The 17,207-nt window shown below is 67.6% G+C and carries 16 protein-coding genes; 6 read left to right on the forward strand and 10 right to left on the reverse strand.

The annotated features are described in order from the left end of the window. Positions 1 to 5: 5 nt before the first annotated feature. Complete coding sequence (locus tag SLQ33_RS24580) at positions 6 to 1,211, forward strand: IS4 family transposase (protein ID WP_319456494.1); 1,206 nt, start codon at positions 6 to 8, stop codon at positions 1,209 to 1,211. Between the two features lie 212 nt (positions 1,212 to 1,423). Here the strand turns inward: SLQ33_RS24580 and SLQ33_RS24585 are convergent, their stop codons facing one another. Both SLQ33_RS24585 and SLQ33_RS24590 read right to left on the reverse strand, forming a co-directional pair. Beyond that, the gene (locus tag SLQ33_RS24585) at positions 1,424 to 1,933 is read right to left on the reverse strand and encodes a hypothetical protein (protein ID WP_319456495.1); all 510 of its coding nucleotides are present in this window, start codon (positions 1,931 to 1,933) and stop codon (positions 1,424 to 1,426) included. Between the two features lie 63 nt (positions 1,934 to 1,996). Further along, positions 1,997 to 2,560 carry a TetR/AcrR family transcriptional regulator gene (locus tag SLQ33_RS24590; protein WP_319456496.1) on the reverse strand — a complete coding sequence of 188 codons (564 nt, stop codon included), beginning with the start codon at positions 2,558 to 2,560 and terminating at the stop codon, positions 1,997 to 1,999. A gap of 42 nt (positions 2,561 to 2,602) precedes the next feature. Here SLQ33_RS24590 and SLQ33_RS24595 point away from each other — a divergent pair, with 42 nt between their 5' ends. Both SLQ33_RS24595 and SLQ33_RS24600 read left to right on the forward strand, forming a co-directional pair. Then, positions 2,603 to 2,998, forward strand: a complete 396-nt coding sequence (locus tag SLQ33_RS24595; protein WP_319456497.1) for a nuclear transport factor 2 family protein — start codon at positions 2,603 to 2,605, stop codon at positions 2,996 to 2,998. 51 nt (positions 2,999 to 3,049) lie between these two features. Next, a complete protein-coding gene (locus SLQ33_RS24600; protein WP_319456498.1) occupies positions 3,050 to 5,722 on the forward strand; it encodes an ATP-binding cassette domain-containing protein in 2,673 nt (890 codons plus the stop codon). 3 nt (positions 5,723 to 5,725) lie between these two features. On the opposite strand, the gene SLQ33_RS24605 is transcribed toward SLQ33_RS24600, so the two are convergent. Beyond that, complete coding sequence (locus SLQ33_RS24605; RefSeq protein ID WP_319456499.1) at positions 5,726 to 8,287, reverse strand: helix-turn-helix transcriptional regulator; 2,562 nt, start codon at positions 8,285 to 8,287, stop codon at positions 5,726 to 5,728. Positions 8,288 to 8,388: 101 nt separating this feature from the next. Then, entirely contained in the window at positions 8,389 to 8,586 is a 198-nt protein-coding gene (locus SLQ33_RS24610; protein WP_319456500.1) for a hypothetical protein, read from the reverse strand. A gap of 168 nt (positions 8,587 to 8,754) precedes the next feature. Between SLQ33_RS24610 and SLQ33_RS24615 the strand changes: the two genes are divergently transcribed. After that, positions 8,755 to 10,425 (forward strand): GTP-binding protein, encoded by a 1,671-nt coding sequence (locus tag SLQ33_RS24615; protein WP_319456501.1) that lies wholly within the window; start codon positions 8,755 to 8,757, stop codon positions 10,423 to 10,425. 1 nt (position 10,426) lies between these two features. Here SLQ33_RS24615 and SLQ33_RS24620 read toward each other — a convergent pair whose 3' ends face one another. Genes SLQ33_RS24620 through SLQ33_RS24640 form a run of 5 tightly spaced genes read right to left on the reverse strand, consistent with a single transcriptional unit; the run spans position 10,427 to position 15,328 of the window. Next, entirely contained in the window at positions 10,427 to 10,993 is a 567-nt protein-coding gene (locus SLQ33_RS24620) for a pentapeptide repeat-containing protein (protein WP_319456502.1), read from the reverse strand. A 2-nt stretch (positions 10,994 to 10,995) separates the two neighbouring features. Continuing rightward, a complete protein-coding gene (locus SLQ33_RS24625; RefSeq protein WP_319456503.1) occupies positions 10,996 to 11,574 on the reverse strand; it encodes an ATP/GTP-binding protein in 579 nt (192 codons plus the stop codon). Then, entirely contained in the window at positions 11,555 to 11,941 is a 387-nt protein-coding gene (locus SLQ33_RS24630) for a DUF742 domain-containing protein (protein WP_319456504.1), read from the reverse strand. The genes SLQ33_RS24625 and SLQ33_RS24630 overlap by 20 nt, the downstream gene beginning before the upstream one ends. 7 nt (positions 11,942 to 11,948) lie before the next feature. Next, positions 11,949 to 12,359 carry a roadblock/LC7 domain-containing protein gene (locus tag SLQ33_RS24635; protein ID WP_319456505.1) on the reverse strand — a complete coding sequence of 137 codons (411 nt, stop codon included), beginning with the start codon at positions 12,357 to 12,359 and terminating at the stop codon, positions 11,949 to 11,951. Then, positions 12,356 to 15,328 carry a HAMP domain-containing sensor histidine kinase gene (locus tag SLQ33_RS24640; protein ID WP_319456506.1) on the reverse strand — a complete coding sequence of 991 codons (2,973 nt, stop codon included), beginning with the start codon at positions 15,326 to 15,328 and terminating at the stop codon, positions 12,356 to 12,358. Before SLQ33_RS24640 ends, SLQ33_RS24635 begins: the two co-directional genes overlap by 4 nt. A gap of 253 nt (positions 15,329 to 15,581) precedes the next feature. On the opposite strand from SLQ33_RS24640, the gene SLQ33_RS24645 reads away from it, so the two are divergent. Beyond that, entirely contained in the window at positions 15,582 to 16,046 is a 465-nt protein-coding gene (locus SLQ33_RS24645) for a tRNA (cytidine(34)-2'-O)-methyltransferase (protein WP_319456507.1), read from the forward strand. A 7-nt stretch (positions 16,047 to 16,053) separates the two neighbouring features. On the opposite strand, the gene SLQ33_RS24650 is transcribed toward SLQ33_RS24645, so the two are convergent. Continuing rightward, positions 16,054 to 16,707 carry a nitroreductase family protein gene (locus SLQ33_RS24650; protein ID WP_319456508.1) on the reverse strand — a complete coding sequence of 218 codons (654 nt, stop codon included), beginning with the start codon at positions 16,705 to 16,707 and terminating at the stop codon, positions 16,054 to 16,056. A gap of 23 nt (positions 16,708 to 16,730) precedes the next feature. On the opposite strand from SLQ33_RS24650, the gene SLQ33_RS24655 reads away from it, so the two are divergent. Further along, positions 16,731 to 17,144, forward strand: coding sequence for a TIGR03667 family PPOX class F420-dependent oxidoreductase (locus SLQ33_RS24655; protein ID WP_319456509.1), 414 nt, complete (start codon positions 16,731 to 16,733; stop codon positions 17,142 to 17,144). Positions 17,145 to 17,207: the final 63 nt, after the last annotated feature.

Consider the following 17,207-nt stretch of genomic DNA (forward strand, 5'->3'; position numbering starts at 1 on the left):
AGGGCATGCCTCGTGCGGGTTGGCGTAAGCCGGAGTCGGATCGTCGGTTGTCGGATTTGGTGTCGGTGGGCGTGTTGACGCGGGTGTTCCCGCCGGCGTTGGTTGATGAGGTGATCGCGGCCTCGGGTCGGACTCAGGTGCGTCATCGTGCGTTGCCGGCGCGGGTGATGGCGTATTTCGCGATCGGGATGGGTCTGTACTCCGATGGTTCTTATGAAGATGTGTTGTCGCAGTTGACTGATGGTTTGGCGTGGGCTTCGGGGTGGCGTGAGCAGTATCAGTTGCCCAGCAAGTCGGCGATTTTCCAGGCTCGGGAGCGGTTGGGGTCTGCGCCGTTGGCGCAGTTGTTCGCGCGGGTGGCTGCTCCGGTGGGTGGGCCGGATACGCCGGGAGTGTGGCTGGCGGGTCGGCGGTTGGTCGCGATCGACGGGACGTGTCTGGATGTGGCGGACACGCCGGTCAACGAGGAGTTCTTCGGCCGGCCGGGAGTGAACAAGGGTGAGAAGTCGGCGTTCCCGCAGGCGCGGTTGCTGGCGGTCGCCGAGTGCGGCACGCATGCGATCTTCGCCGCCACGATTGGCGCCTACCGAGACTCAGAATCCGCCTTGATCGAGAATCTGCTCACGGCCGTGACTCCGGGCATGCTAGTTTTGGCCGATCGAGGATTCTTCTCATATGCGTTGTGGCGTAAGGTTTCTGGAACTGGGTCAGATCTATTGTGGCGGGTGAGCACCGGCAGGAACGGACCGACCCCGGTGCATGTCGAAGACCTGCCCGACGGTTCCTGGCTGGCGCATCTGCGCGCTGACGGGGACCGGCACAATGAGCCGATGCTCGCCCGGATCATCGACTACACCCTCGACGACGGCCGCGAGAATCCCACCGTCTACCGCCTCGTGACCACGATGCTCGACCCAGTCGAAGCGCCCGCGCTGGCTCTGGCCGCCGCCTACGCCCAGAGGTGGGAAATCGAGAGCGTCTTCGACGAACTCAAGACCCACCAGCGCGGATCGAAAGTGGTGTTGCGCTCCAAATCCCCGGACCTCGTGCTCCAGGAAATCTGGGGATACCTGTGCTGCCACTACGCGATTCGCTCCCTCATGACCCAAGCCGCCGACCATGTTGGGCGCGATCCCGACCGACTCAGCTTCACCGCTGCGCTGCGCATCGTGCGCCAGTCCGTCGCCCAGCAGGGCGCTTTTTCCCCCTAACCACTCCCGATCCGCAGATCGGCACTGGCAGGCGTTCCTACGTCGTCTCCTCGACCGCCTCATCCCAGCACGACGGCAACGCTCAGCACCCCGAGTCATCAAACGCAAAATGCCCAAATGGCACGTGAAGAGAGCACATCACGCCAACTGGCCTCAGCCCCGCCACCCGCCAACCATCTGCATCCGCCGCTCTTAACTGAACGGTATTGGGGTTAGCCCGTGCTGCCCGACGCCTTGTTCACTGGCGCAGTCACCGGCGCAACTGGCGCGCGGAAGTCCCTGAACTCCAGCATCGGCTCGTCCCTGATCACGCGGAGCCCCGCCGTCAGGAGCAGCTTCTTCTCGGACACCGTGTAGGCGACCTGCTCGGTGCGCGCCCCGAAGCATCCGTTGGCCATGGCCGCCGCGGGCAGCTTCAGCAGCGCCCCATCCCGCAGGCGCATGCCGCGGTACTCGTAGTGCCCGCGGTTGTCCGTGCAGATCGCAATGAGCGACAGCGGGGTGCGTCCGATCAGCACCGCGGTCTGGGGTCCGTCGCAGCGCGCGGGCGAGTTGACGTAGCCCTGGCTGTCCGTGGGCGTGGTAGGTGGCTTCGCGCTGGCCAGGGGCAAAGCTCCGTTCGTAGCCAGCAAGGCGAAGCCGGCGCAGCCCAAAATCAGTGCCGCAACCGCTGTGCGCAGCGGCGCGCGGCGGCGTTCAGCAAGCACGTCGTTCGTCTGCATGTACCAACGAGACCACGTTTTACCCTCGATTTGGCGAACCTCGCCCAATCGAACACCGAATCGTTAACCCACTGAAATTAACGCCAGCGCGCAATCGGTGACGATTCCGTCGGCCGACGCCGGGATCGTTTGCCCCGCAACGAGGTGACGACGCACGACGGCGTACGGCACGTCCATCAGCGCGGCGCGCAGCCGGTCGGGGTCACCGCGCAGCCCGTCGAGCGCCGCGTTCAACGTGCGGTGAAGCTCGTCGCGCCTGGCGGCCAGGGACGCAGGCCATTCGGGACGCCTCAGCGCCTCGGCGCCGCTGAGCAGCACCTGGGCTTCGTCTGGGTGGTCGCGGCACCACTGGACGGTGAACCGGGCCGCGGCCACGCACCGGGCCTGCTGGTCACCTGGCGAGGCGAGCGCGTCGACGAATCCACGTTGGAACCGTTCCTCCGTGCGCATCCAGAGTCCCCCGCACAACGCCGCGTGGGTCGAAAACCGGTGGTACACCGAACCACTCGGCGCGCCGACCCGCCGCGCGACGGCACTCATGGTGACCGCCGCGGGACCGTCGGCCGCGAGCAGTGCCGCCGCGGCATCGAGAAGTTCGTCGACGGTGTAGCGCGCAGGGCGTGGCACGAGGTAATAATAGAGACTGATCTCTAAAAAGGACTCAACGACATGCCGACGCCCACCGCCATCGCGCACCAGTTCTACGACGCACTCGCCGGCGCGAACGCCGCCGCGCTGCTCGACCTGCTCACCGACGACTTCGAAGGCCTGGTCAGCACCGGTATGCCTAACGGCGTCGGCGGCCCTCACCACGGACCCGAGGACATGCTCGGCGTGTGGGGCACCATCGCCGCGGTTTACGACGTGGCCGTCGAACCAAGCGAATTCCTGCCGGTCTCCGACGACCGCATCGTCGTCATCGGCACCTATCGAGGCGCCGCACGTGACGGCGACGCCGTCGTCGACGCCGCGTTCGCACACGTCATCACCACCAGAGGCGAGCAGATGGCCGCGCTGCAGCAGATCACCGACACCGCCCGCTGGGGGTTTTCGCAGCCGAGGTAACCGCCCGGACCCACGTCGCGCGCGCCGGTGGAACCGATAGAGTCAGACGCGATGACGCGACCCGCCCCGCCCGTGCTGACGGTCAAGTACGACGGGTCGGCCCGCACCGTCGCCGCAGGCAACGACGTAGTCGTCGGCCGCGACCTGCGCGCCGACATCCGTGTGGCCGACCAACTGATCTCTCGGGCGCACGTGATCCTGCGCTTCGACCAAGGCCGATGGCTTGCCATCGACAACGGCAGCCTCAACGGGATGTACGTCAACAACCAGCGCGTGCCGGTCGTCGACATCACCGACGGCCTCAACGTGAACATCGGAAACCCCGACGGCCCACGGCTGCAGTTCGAGGTCGGGCGGCATCAGGGTTCGGTGGGCACGCCGCCGCCGACCTCGTCGGTGCCGATCGCCCCGCGGCCCAGCGCGTCCTGGCCCACCGCTCCCCCGCCGCAGGCGTACTCGCAGACGCCGTCGCCGTCGGCCTACCCCCAGACGCCACCTCCGCCGTCGCGATCGCAGCCGATGTACCCGTCGGCGGGGCAGCCCCGGTATCCGTCGGGCCCGGCACCCACCCCGACAAGCGGAGGCCACCGGCCGCCCAGCGCACCGCAGCCCCATCCGAGTGCGCCACATGCCTACACGCCGCCGAGCGCACCGGCGCAGCCGCCCGCGTCGGACGTCTACCCCGCCACCGCGCTCGGGCCGTCGGCGGTGCCCCGCCAGCAAGAGGGCAACCTCGCGACCAGCATGCTCAAGATTCTGCGGCCGGGCCGGGCGGCGGACGTACCTACCGGGTCCATCAAGATCGGGCGCGCCACCGACAACGACATCGTCATCCCCGACGTGCTGGCGTCGCGGCATCACGCCACGCTGATCCCGTCGCCCGGTGGCACCGAGATCCGCGACCACAAGAGCATCAACGGCACGTTCGTCAACGGCCAGCGAGTCGACTCCGCGATGCTGCGCGATGGCGACGTGGTCACCATCGGCAACGTCGACCTCGTCTTCGCGGGCGGCACGCTGGCCCGGCGCACCGAGACCGAGGCCGCCACCCGCACCGGCGGGCTCGACGTCTACGGCGTCACGTGGACCATCGAAGGCAACAAGACGCTGCTGGACAACATCTCGCTGAGCGCGCGCCCCGGCACCCTGACGGCGATCATCGGACCGTCCGGCGCGGGCAAGTCGACGTTCGCCCGGTTGGTCGCCGGGTACACGCATCCGACGACGGGCCAGGTGGCCTTCGAGGGACACGACGTCCACGCCGACTATGCGTCGCTGCGCTCCAGAATCGGAATGGTCCCGCAGGACGACGTCGTGCACGGCGAGCTCACCGTCCGCCAAGCCCTGATGTACGCCGCCGAACTCCGGCTGCCTCCTGACACGAACAAGGCCGACCGCGAACAGGTCGTCAACGAGGTGCTCGAGGAACTCGAGATGACCAAGCACCTCGACACCCGTGTCGACAAGCTCTCCGGCGGGCAGCGCAAGCGTGCCTCCGTCGCGCTGGAGCTGCTGACCGGTCCGTCGCTGCTGATCCTCGACGAACCGACGTCGGGGCTGGACCCGGCCCTGGACCGGCAGGTCATGACCATGCTGCGCCAGCTCGCAGACGCCGGCCGCGTCGTGCTGGTCGTGACGCACTCGCTGACCTATCTCGACGTCTGCGACCAGGTGCTGTTGTTGGCACCGGGCGGAAAGACGGCGTTCTCCGGACCGCCGAACATGATCGGCCCCGAGCTCGGCACCACCAACTGGGCCGACATCTTCAGCAGCGTCGCGGGCGACCCGGAAAGCGCCAAGCGGCGCTACCTCGAGCGACACGGCCCGCCACCGCCACCGCCCGCCACCCAAAAACCGGCCGACCTCGGCTCGCCGACGCGCACCAGCGTGCCAAAACAGTTCTCCACCATCGCGAGACGCCAGATGCGACTGATCATTTCGGATCGCGGTTACTTCATCTTCCTGGCGTTCTTGCCGTTCATCATGGGCGCGCTGTCACTGTCGGTGCCCGGAGACGTCGGCTTCGGCGTACCCAAGACCGCACTAGCAGGCGGCGAAGCGCCGAACGAACCGGGCCAGATTCTGGTGCTGCTCAACGTCGGCGCCATCTTCATGGGCACCGCGCTGACGATCCGGGCGCTCATCGGCGAGCGTGCGATCTTCCTGCGTGAGCAGGCGGTCGGTTTGTCCACGACCGCGTACATGCTGGCCAAGGTCTTCGTCTTCGCTGGGTTTGCGTTGCTGCAGTCCGGAGTCGTCGTGGCCATCAACATCTTCGGAAAGGGTTGGGGCCCTGGGGCGGTCACCAGCGGTGCGGTGATACCCAACCGGTCCATCGAGTTGTACGTCGACGTCGCGGCGTGTTGTGTGGGCGCGGCAATGGTCGGCCTTGCCCTCTCGGCGCTGGCCAAGTCGAACGAGCAGATCATGCCGCTGCTGGTGATCGCGATCATGTCGCAGCTGGTGTTCCAGGGCGGCATGATCCCCGTGACAGGTCGGATCGTGCTCGACCAGATGTCGTGGGTCACCCCGGCCCGCTGGGGCTTCGCCTCGACGGCGTCGACGATCGATCTGCTCAGGCTCGTGCCGGGCCCGCTGACACCGCAAGACGAGCATTGGAAGCACACCGCAGGTGCGTGGTGGTTGAACATGGCCTTCCAAGGCGCGATCTGCGTCGGCTATCTGAGCTTCGTGCGCTTCAAGATTCGACTCAAGGGCGGCTGACCCTTAGCACCCCTGCAGAATCGAGATCAGCTGTTCGCGGCTGTTGGCTCCGACGCGTTGGGAGGCGCGGAACAGGTGCCCTTCGATGGAGCGGGTCGACATGGTGAGCCGGTCGGCGATGTCCTTGTTCGATAGCCCTTGTGCGGCAAGAGAAATGATTTCGCGCTGACGGGCAGTGAACGGTTGCGATGTCGTCGCGGCCCGTAGCGCGGGAGTCTGGGCCCCTTGGCATTCGGCTGCCAGTCGCTGGGCGATGGTGGACGCGCTCATCGCTGCGCCGCGCGACCCGGCTTCTTGATACGCGACGACGGCTTGGGCCGCGGCGTCAGCGGCGGCGATGCGATCGCCGAATGCTTCGTATTGGTGTGACGCGTCGACGAGTGCGTCCCCGCTTCCCGCCGCGAGCGCTGCGGCATGAGCCGCGGCGGCCAGTGCACGTGGTCCTTGAATCTGGGCCTCCAGTTCGGCCAACCTCGCGGCGGTCGTGTGGTCACCGAACTGCGTCGCGGTCTGGAGTAGCACGACTTCCCAGGCGGTTCGGCCGCGTTCGGCTTCGTTGGCAGCTGCGTCACGGAGGATCGAGATCGCTTGCGACGTGGCGCCTTCGGCGGCGCACGTCCATGCCTCGGCGATGAATCGCTCGAGGTCCCACGCGCCGGCTTCGGCGTCTTGGGGAGACCGCTCGATGGCCGCGAGCTCGCGGCGCGCGTCGACTGCTCTGCCAGTCATAGCGGTCACGGCCGCCAACCATGACCGCGCGAAGGTCCTCGTCATGCGTCCGCCGCCGTCATTCTCCAGATGCGCGATCGCTTCTTGCAGGGCACGTTGCGCCGCGGGGAGCTCGCCTCGGCTCATCGCTGACAGGCCGGCGAAAAGGCTGTGCCACGCCTGCTGAAACGGAACGTCGATCGTGTCGCGCCCGATGCGGACGATCATCGCGTCCAATGACGTCAGCGCACCCGCGAGTCGATACGCGATGACTTGCACTGCGGCCAGCGGCAGGCGCAGATGCGAGGCTTCGGCAGACTTTTCGGCAAGTTGGTAGCCGGCGTCGGCCGCCGATTCGAGCTCGTCGATGCGGCCAAGATCGCCCAGCCCGGTGACCACCACCCAGATCGACATCATGTGTGCGATGTCGTTGGCCGGCGCTCCGGCGAGGATGATGCCGGCACGATCGACGGCTGAGGACTGGCCGCGCATCAGGTCGATCATGGCGCGCAATGCATTGGCGATCGCTTGCGCCGCTTCGTCGTCGGCGGGTATCGACTCGTCGAGTTCCCTTTCGGCACTGGCCGCATCACCGAGACTGATGGCGAAGTTCATCGCACGCAGGATGGCGATCTGAGCACGGGTGGGGCCGTTCGTCTCGCGGGCGAGTTCCGCGAGGAGGGCCTCCGCGTCGACTCCGCGCTCCTGCCACGTGATCGCCATCGCCAGGATCATCTTCGGCGGAAGCCCGCCTCCCGCAGCTACGGCCCGCTCAGCCAACATCTCGGCAAGCCGAAGATCACCGAGCTGCATCGCCGACGACGTGGCGGCGAGTAGCAGGTCCGGATCGAGTACGAGGTCGGATTCCAAGGTGAGGACCGCTTGTCGCACCAAGCCTCGCGGATCGGTCGAGCCCACTCTGGCGAATTCGGTGGCGATGCGCCCGCGCAGCCGCCGCAGCCGGAGGGACCCGCTGCGGCGCACCTCGCCGAGTAGCGGGTGAGCGAGCCGCACGGACGCGGGTCGTACGTGGGGGTCGACGCTGATCAGGCCAAGTGATTCGGCCTCGGCCACTGCGTCGGAATCGGTGATCGCCTCCAGGACCTGAGTTTCCATCGGTTCCGCCACCGCGAGGACGTCAAGCACGTCGCGCACGGAGCTCGGCACTTGGGAGATCCGCTCTTCAAGCAACTCTGCCAGTGTCGGGGATAGCTCCGGTTGACCATCCCAGAGCCACACTTCCGAGCGCTGCGTCATCCGACCGGCGCTTATTTCGTTGTCGAGGAGGTGGCGCAGATATAGCGCATTGCCTTGGGTGTACCGCCAAAGCCGTTGTGTGCTAAAGGAGTCCACCGCACCACCGAGCACATGCTCCACTAGGCCCGCGATTTCTGGCAGCGATAGCGGTTGCAGTTCAAGGCGTTCCAGATGCTGATCTTTCCAGATCGCGGTGATCGCGTCGGGCGGCGCCTCTCCCGAGCGAATGGTCAGAATCACGGTGGCCAGTCCGCGGGTGACGAGCTGGTGCACGGTGAACGCCGACAGGTCATCCAGGAGATGAGCATCGTCGACACCGACGACGACCTCACCATCGCGTGCGTCGCCAATGAGTCCGTCGATCACCTCACGCACCCGGCGCAACGGATCCGGGCCGAAATCGCTGGCGATGTCGGCGAATGCGCCTAGTGGGACGCTGCGCGCCGAAGCCGTGCCGACGATCCAATGTCGGCGCGCGGTACGCGGACCACAGCCCGCGACGGCTTCCCGCGCCACCCGCGTCTTGCCGACACCGGCGGAGCCGGACAGCACGATCCCGCCAGCGTGGTCGGCGGTGACCCGCGTGGCGTCGGCGATCACCGCAAGTTCCTCTGATCGCCCGATCAGTGGCCACTGGCGTATCACTGCCAGAGTCTAACCGGCACAGGCATTCCGCAGCGGGGATCGAGCAAGCGCGAAAACTAGGTCGGTGGCTCGTCGGACGCAGTTGCGAGCTTGGCTTCAGCCACTCGCATGAACGTCGGGAGCGCGGCCCGGTCCACCCCAACACGCTCGGCGATCATTTCGTCGGCCACCCCCGCATCGCGCAACCGGAGCGCGACCGCATACGGCAACGGCAACCGCTTCAGCGACTCGGCCCGGCGCGCATCAGTGGTCATGGATTCGATGGTGGACGCTGCGTCAACGTCGCGCTGGGGTATTTCACTACCCCACTACTGGCGGAACTGGGGTAGTCGACTACCCCAGCCGGCCCACCGCAGCGGACTTAGGTTTCTGACAACCACCTGCGAACCCGCAGTGAGTGTTTCGGTGAAGGGAACGTTCTCATGGCCAAGCATGCGAAGCAATCGCGGCAGCAGCGGATTCTTGCGTCGGCGGTCGCTGCCGGTGCGTTGGCGGCGGCCGGGGCCGCTCTAGTAGGTGGGCCGCTCAGCTCGCCAGCTCCGCCGCGCATTGTGAGCATGCCGGTCGTCCTGGTCGATAGTTCGGTGCCCATTCCAAACGATCTGCTCGCGGCGTCGTGCGCCTCTACCGACATCGTTTGCGCACTGGGCGCTGGACGGGGTGCCGACGGCGTGTTCGCCCCGGCAGTGTTCGTCCCGGCGGCGGTCCGCGCGGCCCAACCCGCGGCTCCCATCGACCCGATCCTGGCTCGCCTGTTGGGCGCACCGGTTCAGATCCTGGCCAACCCGTTCAACGTCGTCGGGCCGGGCGGTTGGCTCATCGGTGATGCCGTCACCGCCGGCGCCAATGGCGGGTTACTCATCGGCAACGGCGCAAACGGGCGCACACCGGGACAGAACGGCGGGCTCGGTGGCCTGCTTGTCGGCGCAGGCGGCAACGGCGCCAACGGCGGAATCGGCCAAGACGGCGGCAACGGCGGAGCGGGCGGCGTGTTCATCGGCAACGGCGGTCACGGCGGCAACGGCGGCGCCGCTGACCCCCTGACCGGTATTGCGGGCAACGGCGGTGACGGCGGCCGCGCATATAGAGGCGATGGCGGGGACGGCGGCAACGGCGGCGACGCCGGCTCGATCACCATCGTCAACGGCGAGCGGGTCGACAATTCGATCGCGGTGGCTGCGACCGGCGGCAACGGCGGCGACGGCGGCAACTCATCCGACGGCGACGGCGGCAAGGGCGGCAACGGCGGTAGTGCCGCCACGACGGTCGGTGACGCGACCGCTGGCAGCGGCGGTGACGGCGGCAACGGTGGTGGGGTCGGCAACGGAGGCAAGGGCGGCAACGGCGGGATCGGCGCGGCCACCACCGCCGCCAACGCCACTGCCTTCGGTGGCGACGGGGGTAACGGCGGCGACGGGGGTAACGGCGGCAACGGACCCGTCAGCGGCGGGGACGGCGGCGACGGCGGCGACGGCAGTCACAGCGTCGTGAGTGGGGCCGGCAACGCGTTCGGCGGCAACGGCGGTGACGGCGGCGACGTCGGGCCCGACGGCGAATTCGGCGGCAACGGCGGTGACGCCAATGCTTCCGGCGGCGATTTCGCCACGGGGGTCTTCGCGGACGGCAACGCGACTGGCGGTGACGGCGGCGACGGCGGCGCAGGCTGGTCCAGCGGCCTAGGCACCCCCTTCAGCCACTCAGACGGCGGTGACGGCGGCCCAGCCGCCGCAGGCGGTTTCAGCGGCGGCTTCAGCAACACCGTTGCCACCGGCGGAAACGGCGGGCGCGGCGGAGACGGCACAACCAACCATGGCGGCTATGGCAACGCGGGCAACGGCGGCCGCGGCGGAGACGCCAAGAACCCGCAAGCAGACGGCACGTCCATCGGCGGCAACGGCGGCGACGGCGGCAACAGCAGCCCGATTGAAGGCGCTGGCGGTGCCGGCGGCGCCGGCGGCAATGCCCAGAGCCCGGCCAGCGGCAACGCCACCGGCGGCGATGGAGGCGATGGCGGCACCGGCAATCCCGCTTCCGGCAACGCCCCCGGCGGGTCCGGCGGCTCCCCCGGCGGTCAAGACGGCGCCGACGCGTAGCTCAGTCGCCGTGGATGTCGAGGCCGTGCGCCGCGGCGAACGAGAATGCCTGGTCGACATCGATTTTGGCGCCGCGCACCGAAGCCGTCGTCCAGAACGTCGGATCGAGGCGCGCTCCCCGAAGGTCCGCCTCGTCGCACTTGAGGTTCTGCGTGCGGGCGCCGCGCAGGTCAGCGCCGCGTAGCACGGCCTTGCGCAGATCGGCACCAACCAGGCTGGTCTCCCGCAGCCGGCAGTCGGACAGCTCGATGCCGCGTAGGTCACACCCCCCGAGCACCGCCAGCGTCAGGTCGACCTCGACCATCGTGACGGGCCGCAGCCGGCATTCGGAGAACACCGATCCCAGCAGGCTGCAATGCCGAAAGGTGCTGTGGAACAAGGCGGTTCGACGAAACGTGCAGTTGCGGAACGCCGACCCAACGTGCTCGGACTCGGACATGTCGACGCCGCTGAAGTCGCAGTCGGTGAACACCACCCGTTCGGTGCGCACGCGGCTCAGATCGTCGTCACGGAAGTCATGGCCGACATACTCCCGGTCCACCCAGGAGTCGTCGTCGGGCGCCGTCACCGTCAGCCGGGCAGCGAGCTGAGGTTCATCAGCGCGTACTCGGTCACCGCGATGAGCGCGGCCCGCGCCGAATGCCTGTCACGCGCATCGACGGTGACGATCGGGATGTGCTCGGCCAGCGCCAGCGCCTTGCGCACCGCCTGCGCCGGAAACCTTGGCCCACCGTCGAATTCGTTGACCGCGATGAGGAACGGAATGCGGCGCGCCTCGAAGAAGTCCACCGCGGCAAAGCTGTCGTCCAGCCTGCGGACGTCGACCAGGATCACCGCCCCGATGGCGCCACGAACCAGGTCGTCCCACATGAACCAGAACCGCCGCTGACCCGGTGTCCCGAACAGATACAGCACCAGATCCTCGGCAAGAGTGATGCGGCCGAAGTCCATCGCCACCGTGGTGGTGTTCTTCTCGGGAGTGGCCTCGAGCCCGTCGATCCCCTGCGAGGCGTTGGTCACCAGGGCCTCGGTGCGCAGCGGCATGATCTCCGAAACCGCGCCAACGAACGTCGTCTTGCCGGCGCCGAAGCCGCCCGAGATGACGATCTTGGTGGACGCAGAGCGCCGCTCAGAGTGCCCGTAGGCCACGCAAGGTCCTCCCTATGAGTTCGCGTCGTTCCTCGGTGGTCGAGGTCTCGCCGAGGGTGTCCTGCACTTGAAGGTAGCCCTGTGTGACGAGATCACCGATCACGACACGGGCCACCCCGAGTGGCAAGGATAGGCGAGCGGCGATCTCGGCGACCGACGGGCTTTCGACACCCAACCTCACGATCTTGGCACGCACGTCGCTCGCCGGCCAACGTGGCGCGGGTCCGAACTCCAACGTCCTGATTGGCGCCTCGAGCGCCAGCGCAATGCGGGCCGTGGTGCGGCCCGACGTCAAGATGTACGGCCGGACCAGGTTGGCTTGATCCCTCGAGGTGCCCGATTCCCACCCGTCGCGCTGACCGTCCATCGGCGACTCAAGAGGATTGGGCGGCGCGGCGTCGGGCGGACTGAATCACGGTGCCCACCTGTTCGACCAAAACCGCCATCTCGTAACCGATCTGACCGATGTCGCACGATCGGGTGGCCAGGGTGGCCAGGTTCGAACCGTCACCGACCCGCATCAGCAGCAGGTATCCGTGCTCCATCTCGACGATCGACTGCATCACGTACCCACCGTCGAAGAGCTGCGCCGCCCCCATCGACAAGCTGGCCATGCCCGACGCGACGGCCGCCAACTGATCGGCCCGTTCGATCGGCATGTGCTCGCTCGACGCCATCAGCAGGCCGTCGGCCGACACCAGGATGGCATGCGACACCCCTGGCACCTCCCGGGCGAACTTGGCGACCAGCCAATCCAGGGATTCGCGTTGCCCCGAACCGGTCATCGTTCGTCTGCCTCCCTGCTGTCCCTGGCATGCGTGCGGCCTGCGTGCACGCCGCCGAAGTGATTGCTGATGGTTTCGCGCACCGCGTCGGGGTCGCGGTGCGGCAGTTCGGCCGATCCTGCGTCGCCCTCGGCGTCGGCGTCACCGTTGCGGTGCCGCCCGTTGCCGTTGCCATTTCCGTTGGCGCCGTGGCCATGCTCGGGTGCGTCAGCGGCGCCGGGAACCAGTCGGGCACCCGGGTCGCGCATGGGCAGGCCGTGTTCGGTGTGCTGCTCGACGGGCGCGTCCGCTGCGGCGGCGGCCGCCGACCAGCCCTTGTCCCACACCGTCTGCCAGTCGAGATCCGTGCTGGCGGCCAGCTCGACGGGATCATCGATCAGCCACTCCGACAACATCTTCGAGAAGATCGACCCATCCGAATCTGTGGCCGCGGCGGGCTCGGCCTGCGGAACGGACTCGCTCGCCGCCGGTTCGACGACTTCGACCGGCTCGACGGGTGCGGGCGGCTCAACGGGTACGGGCGGCTGACTCGGCACGCCGTTGGCGTGTTGGCCCGGCACGCCATTGGTTGCCGGCTGGCTCGGCTCGCGGTACTGACTGGGCACCTGGTCGCGGGAGGCGAAGAACGCCGACGTGTTCGTGGGCGTCGGAGCGGGACGGTCGGCCTGCGTCCACTGCGGCGGTGCGACGGGCGGCTCCTCGGGTGCATGCGGGGGTGTCTGCGCAGGCATCGAATCCTCGGGCCACTCGTCCTCGAGCCAATCCGACTCGGGTTCGGCGACCGGCTCGTCCGGCACCGATGGGATGCCGGAGATGCCGCTGGCACCCGGATTGCGTTGTGGCAGAAGCGAAACGGGGATGTCCGCGTGGCCGTTGCGGTACTCGGCCGCCGGGTACTCGGGTTCAGCGCCGTAGCCTGTTCCGTACTCGTCGTACTCGTCAGACTCGTCGTATTCGGCGTACTGGCCGTTGTCGACGGGCCCCGCGTCGAGGGACAACGCCGTCGCGATTCCGGCGTGCGCATCGGCGGCGACGGGGTAGCCCTGACCGTTGTCCTGGTAGCTGCCCGCGTGCTCGATGAGGAGCCCCGCGGGGATGAACACACCCGCCGTGGTACCCGAATTCTGGTCCCCCGCAACGGTACTGCGCAATCGGACGACGAGCCCGTGCTGCGTCGCCAATCGACCGACGACGAACAGACCCATGTGTCGCGCGGTGTATGGGTTGACCTCGCCACCGGATTGCAGACGCACGTTGGCCACCCGCAGGTCCGAGTCCGTCATCCCCAAGCCGATGTCGCTGACCTCGATGACGAGCCCACCATTGCCGGTGTGCACCGCCGAGACCCGCACCTGCGAGATCGGCGGCGAGTACCGCAACGCGTTGTCCAGCAGCTCGGCGAGCAGATGCACGAGGTCACCGGCCGCCACGCCGAGCACTTCGCTCTCCGGCACCGACGCCGTGATGACGCGCGCGTAGTCCTCCACCTCGGAGGCCGCCGCGTTGATCAGTGCCGCGACGGGTACCGGGTCGGCCTGCTCGCGCGGAATCTTCGAGCCCGCCAGCACCAGCAGGTTGGCGCCATTGCGCCGCATCCGGGCGGCCAGGTGGTCGAGGCGGAACAGGCTCTCGAGTCGCTCGGGATCCTCTTCGTTGCGCTCCAAGCTGTCGATGAGCGTGAGCTGCTGGTCCACTAGCGACCGGCTGCGCCGAGACAACGTCTCGAACATGTCGTCGACCTGCATCTGGAGGTTGGCCTGCTCGCCGGCCAGAAGCACGGCCTGCTCGTGCAGTTCATCGACGGCGTGCGCCACCTGACCGATCTCCTCGGTGGTCTGCACCGGCAGCAGCTGCACTGGACCCACCGCGCCGCCGGCCCGCACCCGCTCCAGTTCGCGCGCGAGGTCCTCGTGGGCAACCTTGAGGGCGCCGTCGCGCAGCCGCCGCAGCGGGCGAACCAGCGTGCGTGCCACGAACGTGACGATCAGGAGCGCGACGAGCATGGCGGCGGCGACGATCGCGGAGTCACGAATCGCCTCGGTGCGCTTGGCACTGGCCTGATCCTCGACGGCGGAGGAGACCGCATTCGACGTCGACTTGATGACGGAAAGGGCGATCTCGTTGGTGGTCGCCAGCGACTGGCTGTAGTCGGGGTTGTTCACCAGCGGAACCGCGGGATCGGAGATCATCCCCATCCGCTTGACGAACTCTTCTTGCAGCTTCTGCGCGTCGGGCGAGCCGACGCCGAGCACCTGACTGATACCGAACAGGGTCGACGGTTCGGTGCCGGCCAACGTGATCATGGAGGTGCGGAGTTCGGGCTCGGGAAGCTCGCCACCCCTGTTCACCAGCAGCTGCTGCATCATCATCTGCCCGCGGGCGCCCATGGCCCGGCTCAGCCCCAACGCCTCCGTACGGATGCCCTCGTCGTCGACGCGCACCGACCCGTTGACGACGTCCTCGGCCGTCAGCAGGATCGGCGCGTAGGAGGTGATGCGGTCGCGCAGGCCGATGCTGTTGGCCGTGACCTTGTCCAGCAGTGCCTGCCCGCCCTCGAGCAGCGTGGTGACGCCCTTGGCGACGTCCGGGGAGACGTCGGTGTCGGCCAGCCGCCGCTGGAGGTTCTGCTTGCTGTCGTCGAACGCGGCCAGCGCGGGCTGCGGATCGGCGCCCGTCGAGTTCGCCAGCATCGCGCCTTCCAGCGCTGCCGTGTACTCCTCGGTGGCGGGGACGAGCGCTGCGCGGTCCGTCGCGAGCCGGAGTTCGGATGCCGCGGTCCAGCCCGAGTAGATTCGCAGACCGCCGAATGCACCCGCCAAAAGCAGCGGCACCAAAACGATCGCAAACACTTTCCAGCGAACGGGCCAATTGCCCATCGACCACCGCGAGGGTCGCTTCGTCGGCTGCGCCAGATTGCTCTCGAATTCAGCAGATGCCGCGACGTGGGGTTGCTGCGCGAACGCCGTCATCGCGGCCCAGCCGTGCTACCAGCCGCTGGTCCGCATTTCACTAATCGCGCGTAGTTCATAAGGCTTCCTGCTGCTCTTTGCCCACGTTCCGCAGGCCTGGGACGATCGAGTCCGCCTGGCAATTGGTCGAGTATGACAGCGATGCGCGACCGTTTCCACAATTCTTACTGAACAGACAGAGTTCGTGACCGGGCCGTTGCGCCCCTGTGTGCTATACGAGCAAATATCGACGCACGACTGAGATCATGTCGGAATGTTCCGCGTGATGTTCTTCTCGCCACGCATCGCACCCAACACGGGCAATGCGATCAGGATGGTCGCGGCGACGGGCTGCGAATTGCATCTGGTGCAGCCGCTGGGCTTCGACCTGTCCGAACCGAAGTTGCGGCGGGCCGGCCTGGACTACCACGACCTGGCCTCGGTCACGGTGCACGCCGACCTGCCGGCAGCCTGGGACGCCGTGGGCCCCGCCAGGGTGTTCGCGTTCACAGCGCACGCCGAGACGTTCTTCGCCGACATCTCCTACCAGCCCGGGGACGTGCTGCTGTTCGGCCCGGAGCCGACGGGGCTGGATGCGGCCACGCTGGCCGATCCGCACGTGACGGCTCAGGTGCGGATTCCGATGCTCGCCGGCCGCCGGTCGCTGAACCTGTCCAACGCCGCGGCCGTCGCCGTCTACGAGGCCTGGCGCCAGCAGGGCTTCGCCGGCGCGGTGTAGCTGAGCCCTACCAGGTGTTCCAGTGGCTCAGCTGCTCGGCGGGCAGCCGCTTGGCCGGCTTGAAGTCGGTGCCCTTGGTGTAGGCGATCGGAAAGAGCCCGCCCTGGGCGTACTTGTCGAACGGGATGCCCAGGATCTCGGCGGCCTTCTTCTCGCCGTCGCCGATCAGGTGCAGCGTCGTCCACGCCGAGCCGAGCCCACGCGAGCGCAAGGCGAGCATGAAACTCCATGCCGCGGGCAGCAGTGAACCCCAGTACGACGCGCTCATCCCGGACGGTGCGCCGTCCGGGCGGCCCTCCAGGCACGGAATCATCAGGATGGGTGCCTTCTCGAAATTCTGGTTGAGGTACTTGGCGGAGCTCATCACCGCGTCGATCTGCTCATCGCGGATGTCACCGCGTTCGGGCTTCGGCAGGTCGAGGTACGGGTTGGCCGCGGTGCGGTAGATGTCGGCGAGCGCCTTCTTCTTCTCTGGGTCGTCGACGAAGACGAACTGCCAGCCCTGCGCGTTGGACCCGGTCGGCGCCTGCAACGCAATTTCGAGGCATTCCATGACGACGTCGCGGGGCACCGGCTTGTCGAAGTCGAGCCGCTTGCGAACCGAACGGGTGGTGGTCAGGAGTTCATCGAGGGACAGGTCCAGCGTCGGCGAAGTCGTCATAGCCGGAGACTACATTCGCGAACATGACCACCGAACTGGGCGCAGAAGTGACCGAACGCCTCACCTCCGACCACTACGGCTGGCTGACCACCGTCGCGAAGTCCGGTCAGCCAGTTCCGAGGCTGGTGTGGTTCTACTTCGATGGCACAGCACTGTTCGTCTACACCACGCCGTCGGCCGCGAAGGTTCGTCACGCCACGAATCACCCTCTGGTGAGCCTCAGCCTCGACTCCGACGGACAGGGCGGCGGCATCATCGCCATCGGCGGCACCGCGACCATCGACGCCGAGGGTGTCGACTGCCGCGACGACGCCCCGTACTGGGCGAAGTACGGCGAGGCCGCGGAGAAGTTCGGGCTGGCCGACTCGATGGCGTCCTACAGCACCCGACTGCGGATCAACATCGACAAGGTGTGGACCACGCCGACGGAAGGCTAAGCCCGACGAGGCGTGCGTCGAACGTGCGCCGAGGGTTGAGATTTCGCCGTTTCGACACCCTCA

The sequence above is a fragment of the Mycobacterium sp. RTGN6 genome (assembly GCF_033804605.1).
Lineage (GTDB): Bacteria > Actinomycetota > Actinomycetes > Mycobacteriales > Mycobacteriaceae > Mycobacterium.

Bases quoted from the DNA above. Each gene is read 5' to 3' on its own strand.
- SLQ33_RS24580 (WP_319456494.1), top strand. From the start codon at position 6: ATGCCTCGTGCGGGTTGGCGTAAGCCGGAGTCGGATCGTCGGTTGTCG.
- SLQ33_RS24585 (WP_319456495.1), bottom strand. From the start codon at position 1,933: ATGCAGACGAACGACGTGCTTGCTGAACGCCGCCGCGCGCCGCTGCGC.
- SLQ33_RS24595 (WP_319456497.1), top strand. From the start codon at position 2,603: ATGCCGACGCCCACCGCCATCGCGCACCAGTTCTACGACGCACTCGCC.
- SLQ33_RS24600 (WP_319456498.1), top strand. From the start codon at position 3,050: ATGACGCGACCCGCCCCGCCCGTGCTGACGGTCAAGTACGACGGGTCG.
- SLQ33_RS24610 (WP_319456500.1), bottom strand. From the start codon at position 8,586: ATGACCACTGATGCGCGCCGGGCCGAGTCGCTGAAGCGGTTGCCGTTG.
- SLQ33_RS24615 (WP_319456501.1), top strand. From the start codon at position 8,755: ATGGCCAAGCATGCGAAGCAATCGCGGCAGCAGCGGATTCTTGCGTCG.
- SLQ33_RS24630 (WP_319456504.1), bottom strand. From the start codon at position 11,941: ATGGACGGTCAGCGCGACGGGTGGGAATCGGGCACCTCGAGGGATCAA.
- SLQ33_RS24635 (WP_319456505.1), bottom strand. From the start codon at position 12,359: ATGACCGGTTCGGGGCAACGCGAATCCCTGGATTGGCTGGTCGCCAAG.
- SLQ33_RS24640 (WP_319456506.1), bottom strand. From the start codon at position 15,328: ATGACGGCGTTCGCGCAGCAACCCCACGTCGCGGCATCTGCTGAATTC.
- SLQ33_RS24645 (WP_319456507.1), top strand. From the start codon at position 15,582: ATGTTCCGCGTGATGTTCTTCTCGCCACGCATCGCACCCAACACGGGC.
- SLQ33_RS24650 (WP_319456508.1), bottom strand. From the start codon at position 16,707: ATGACGACTTCGCCGACGCTGGACCTGTCCCTCGATGAACTCCTGACC.
- SLQ33_RS24655 (WP_319456509.1), top strand. From the start codon at position 16,731: ATGACCACCGAACTGGGCGCAGAAGTGACCGAACGCCTCACCTCCGAC.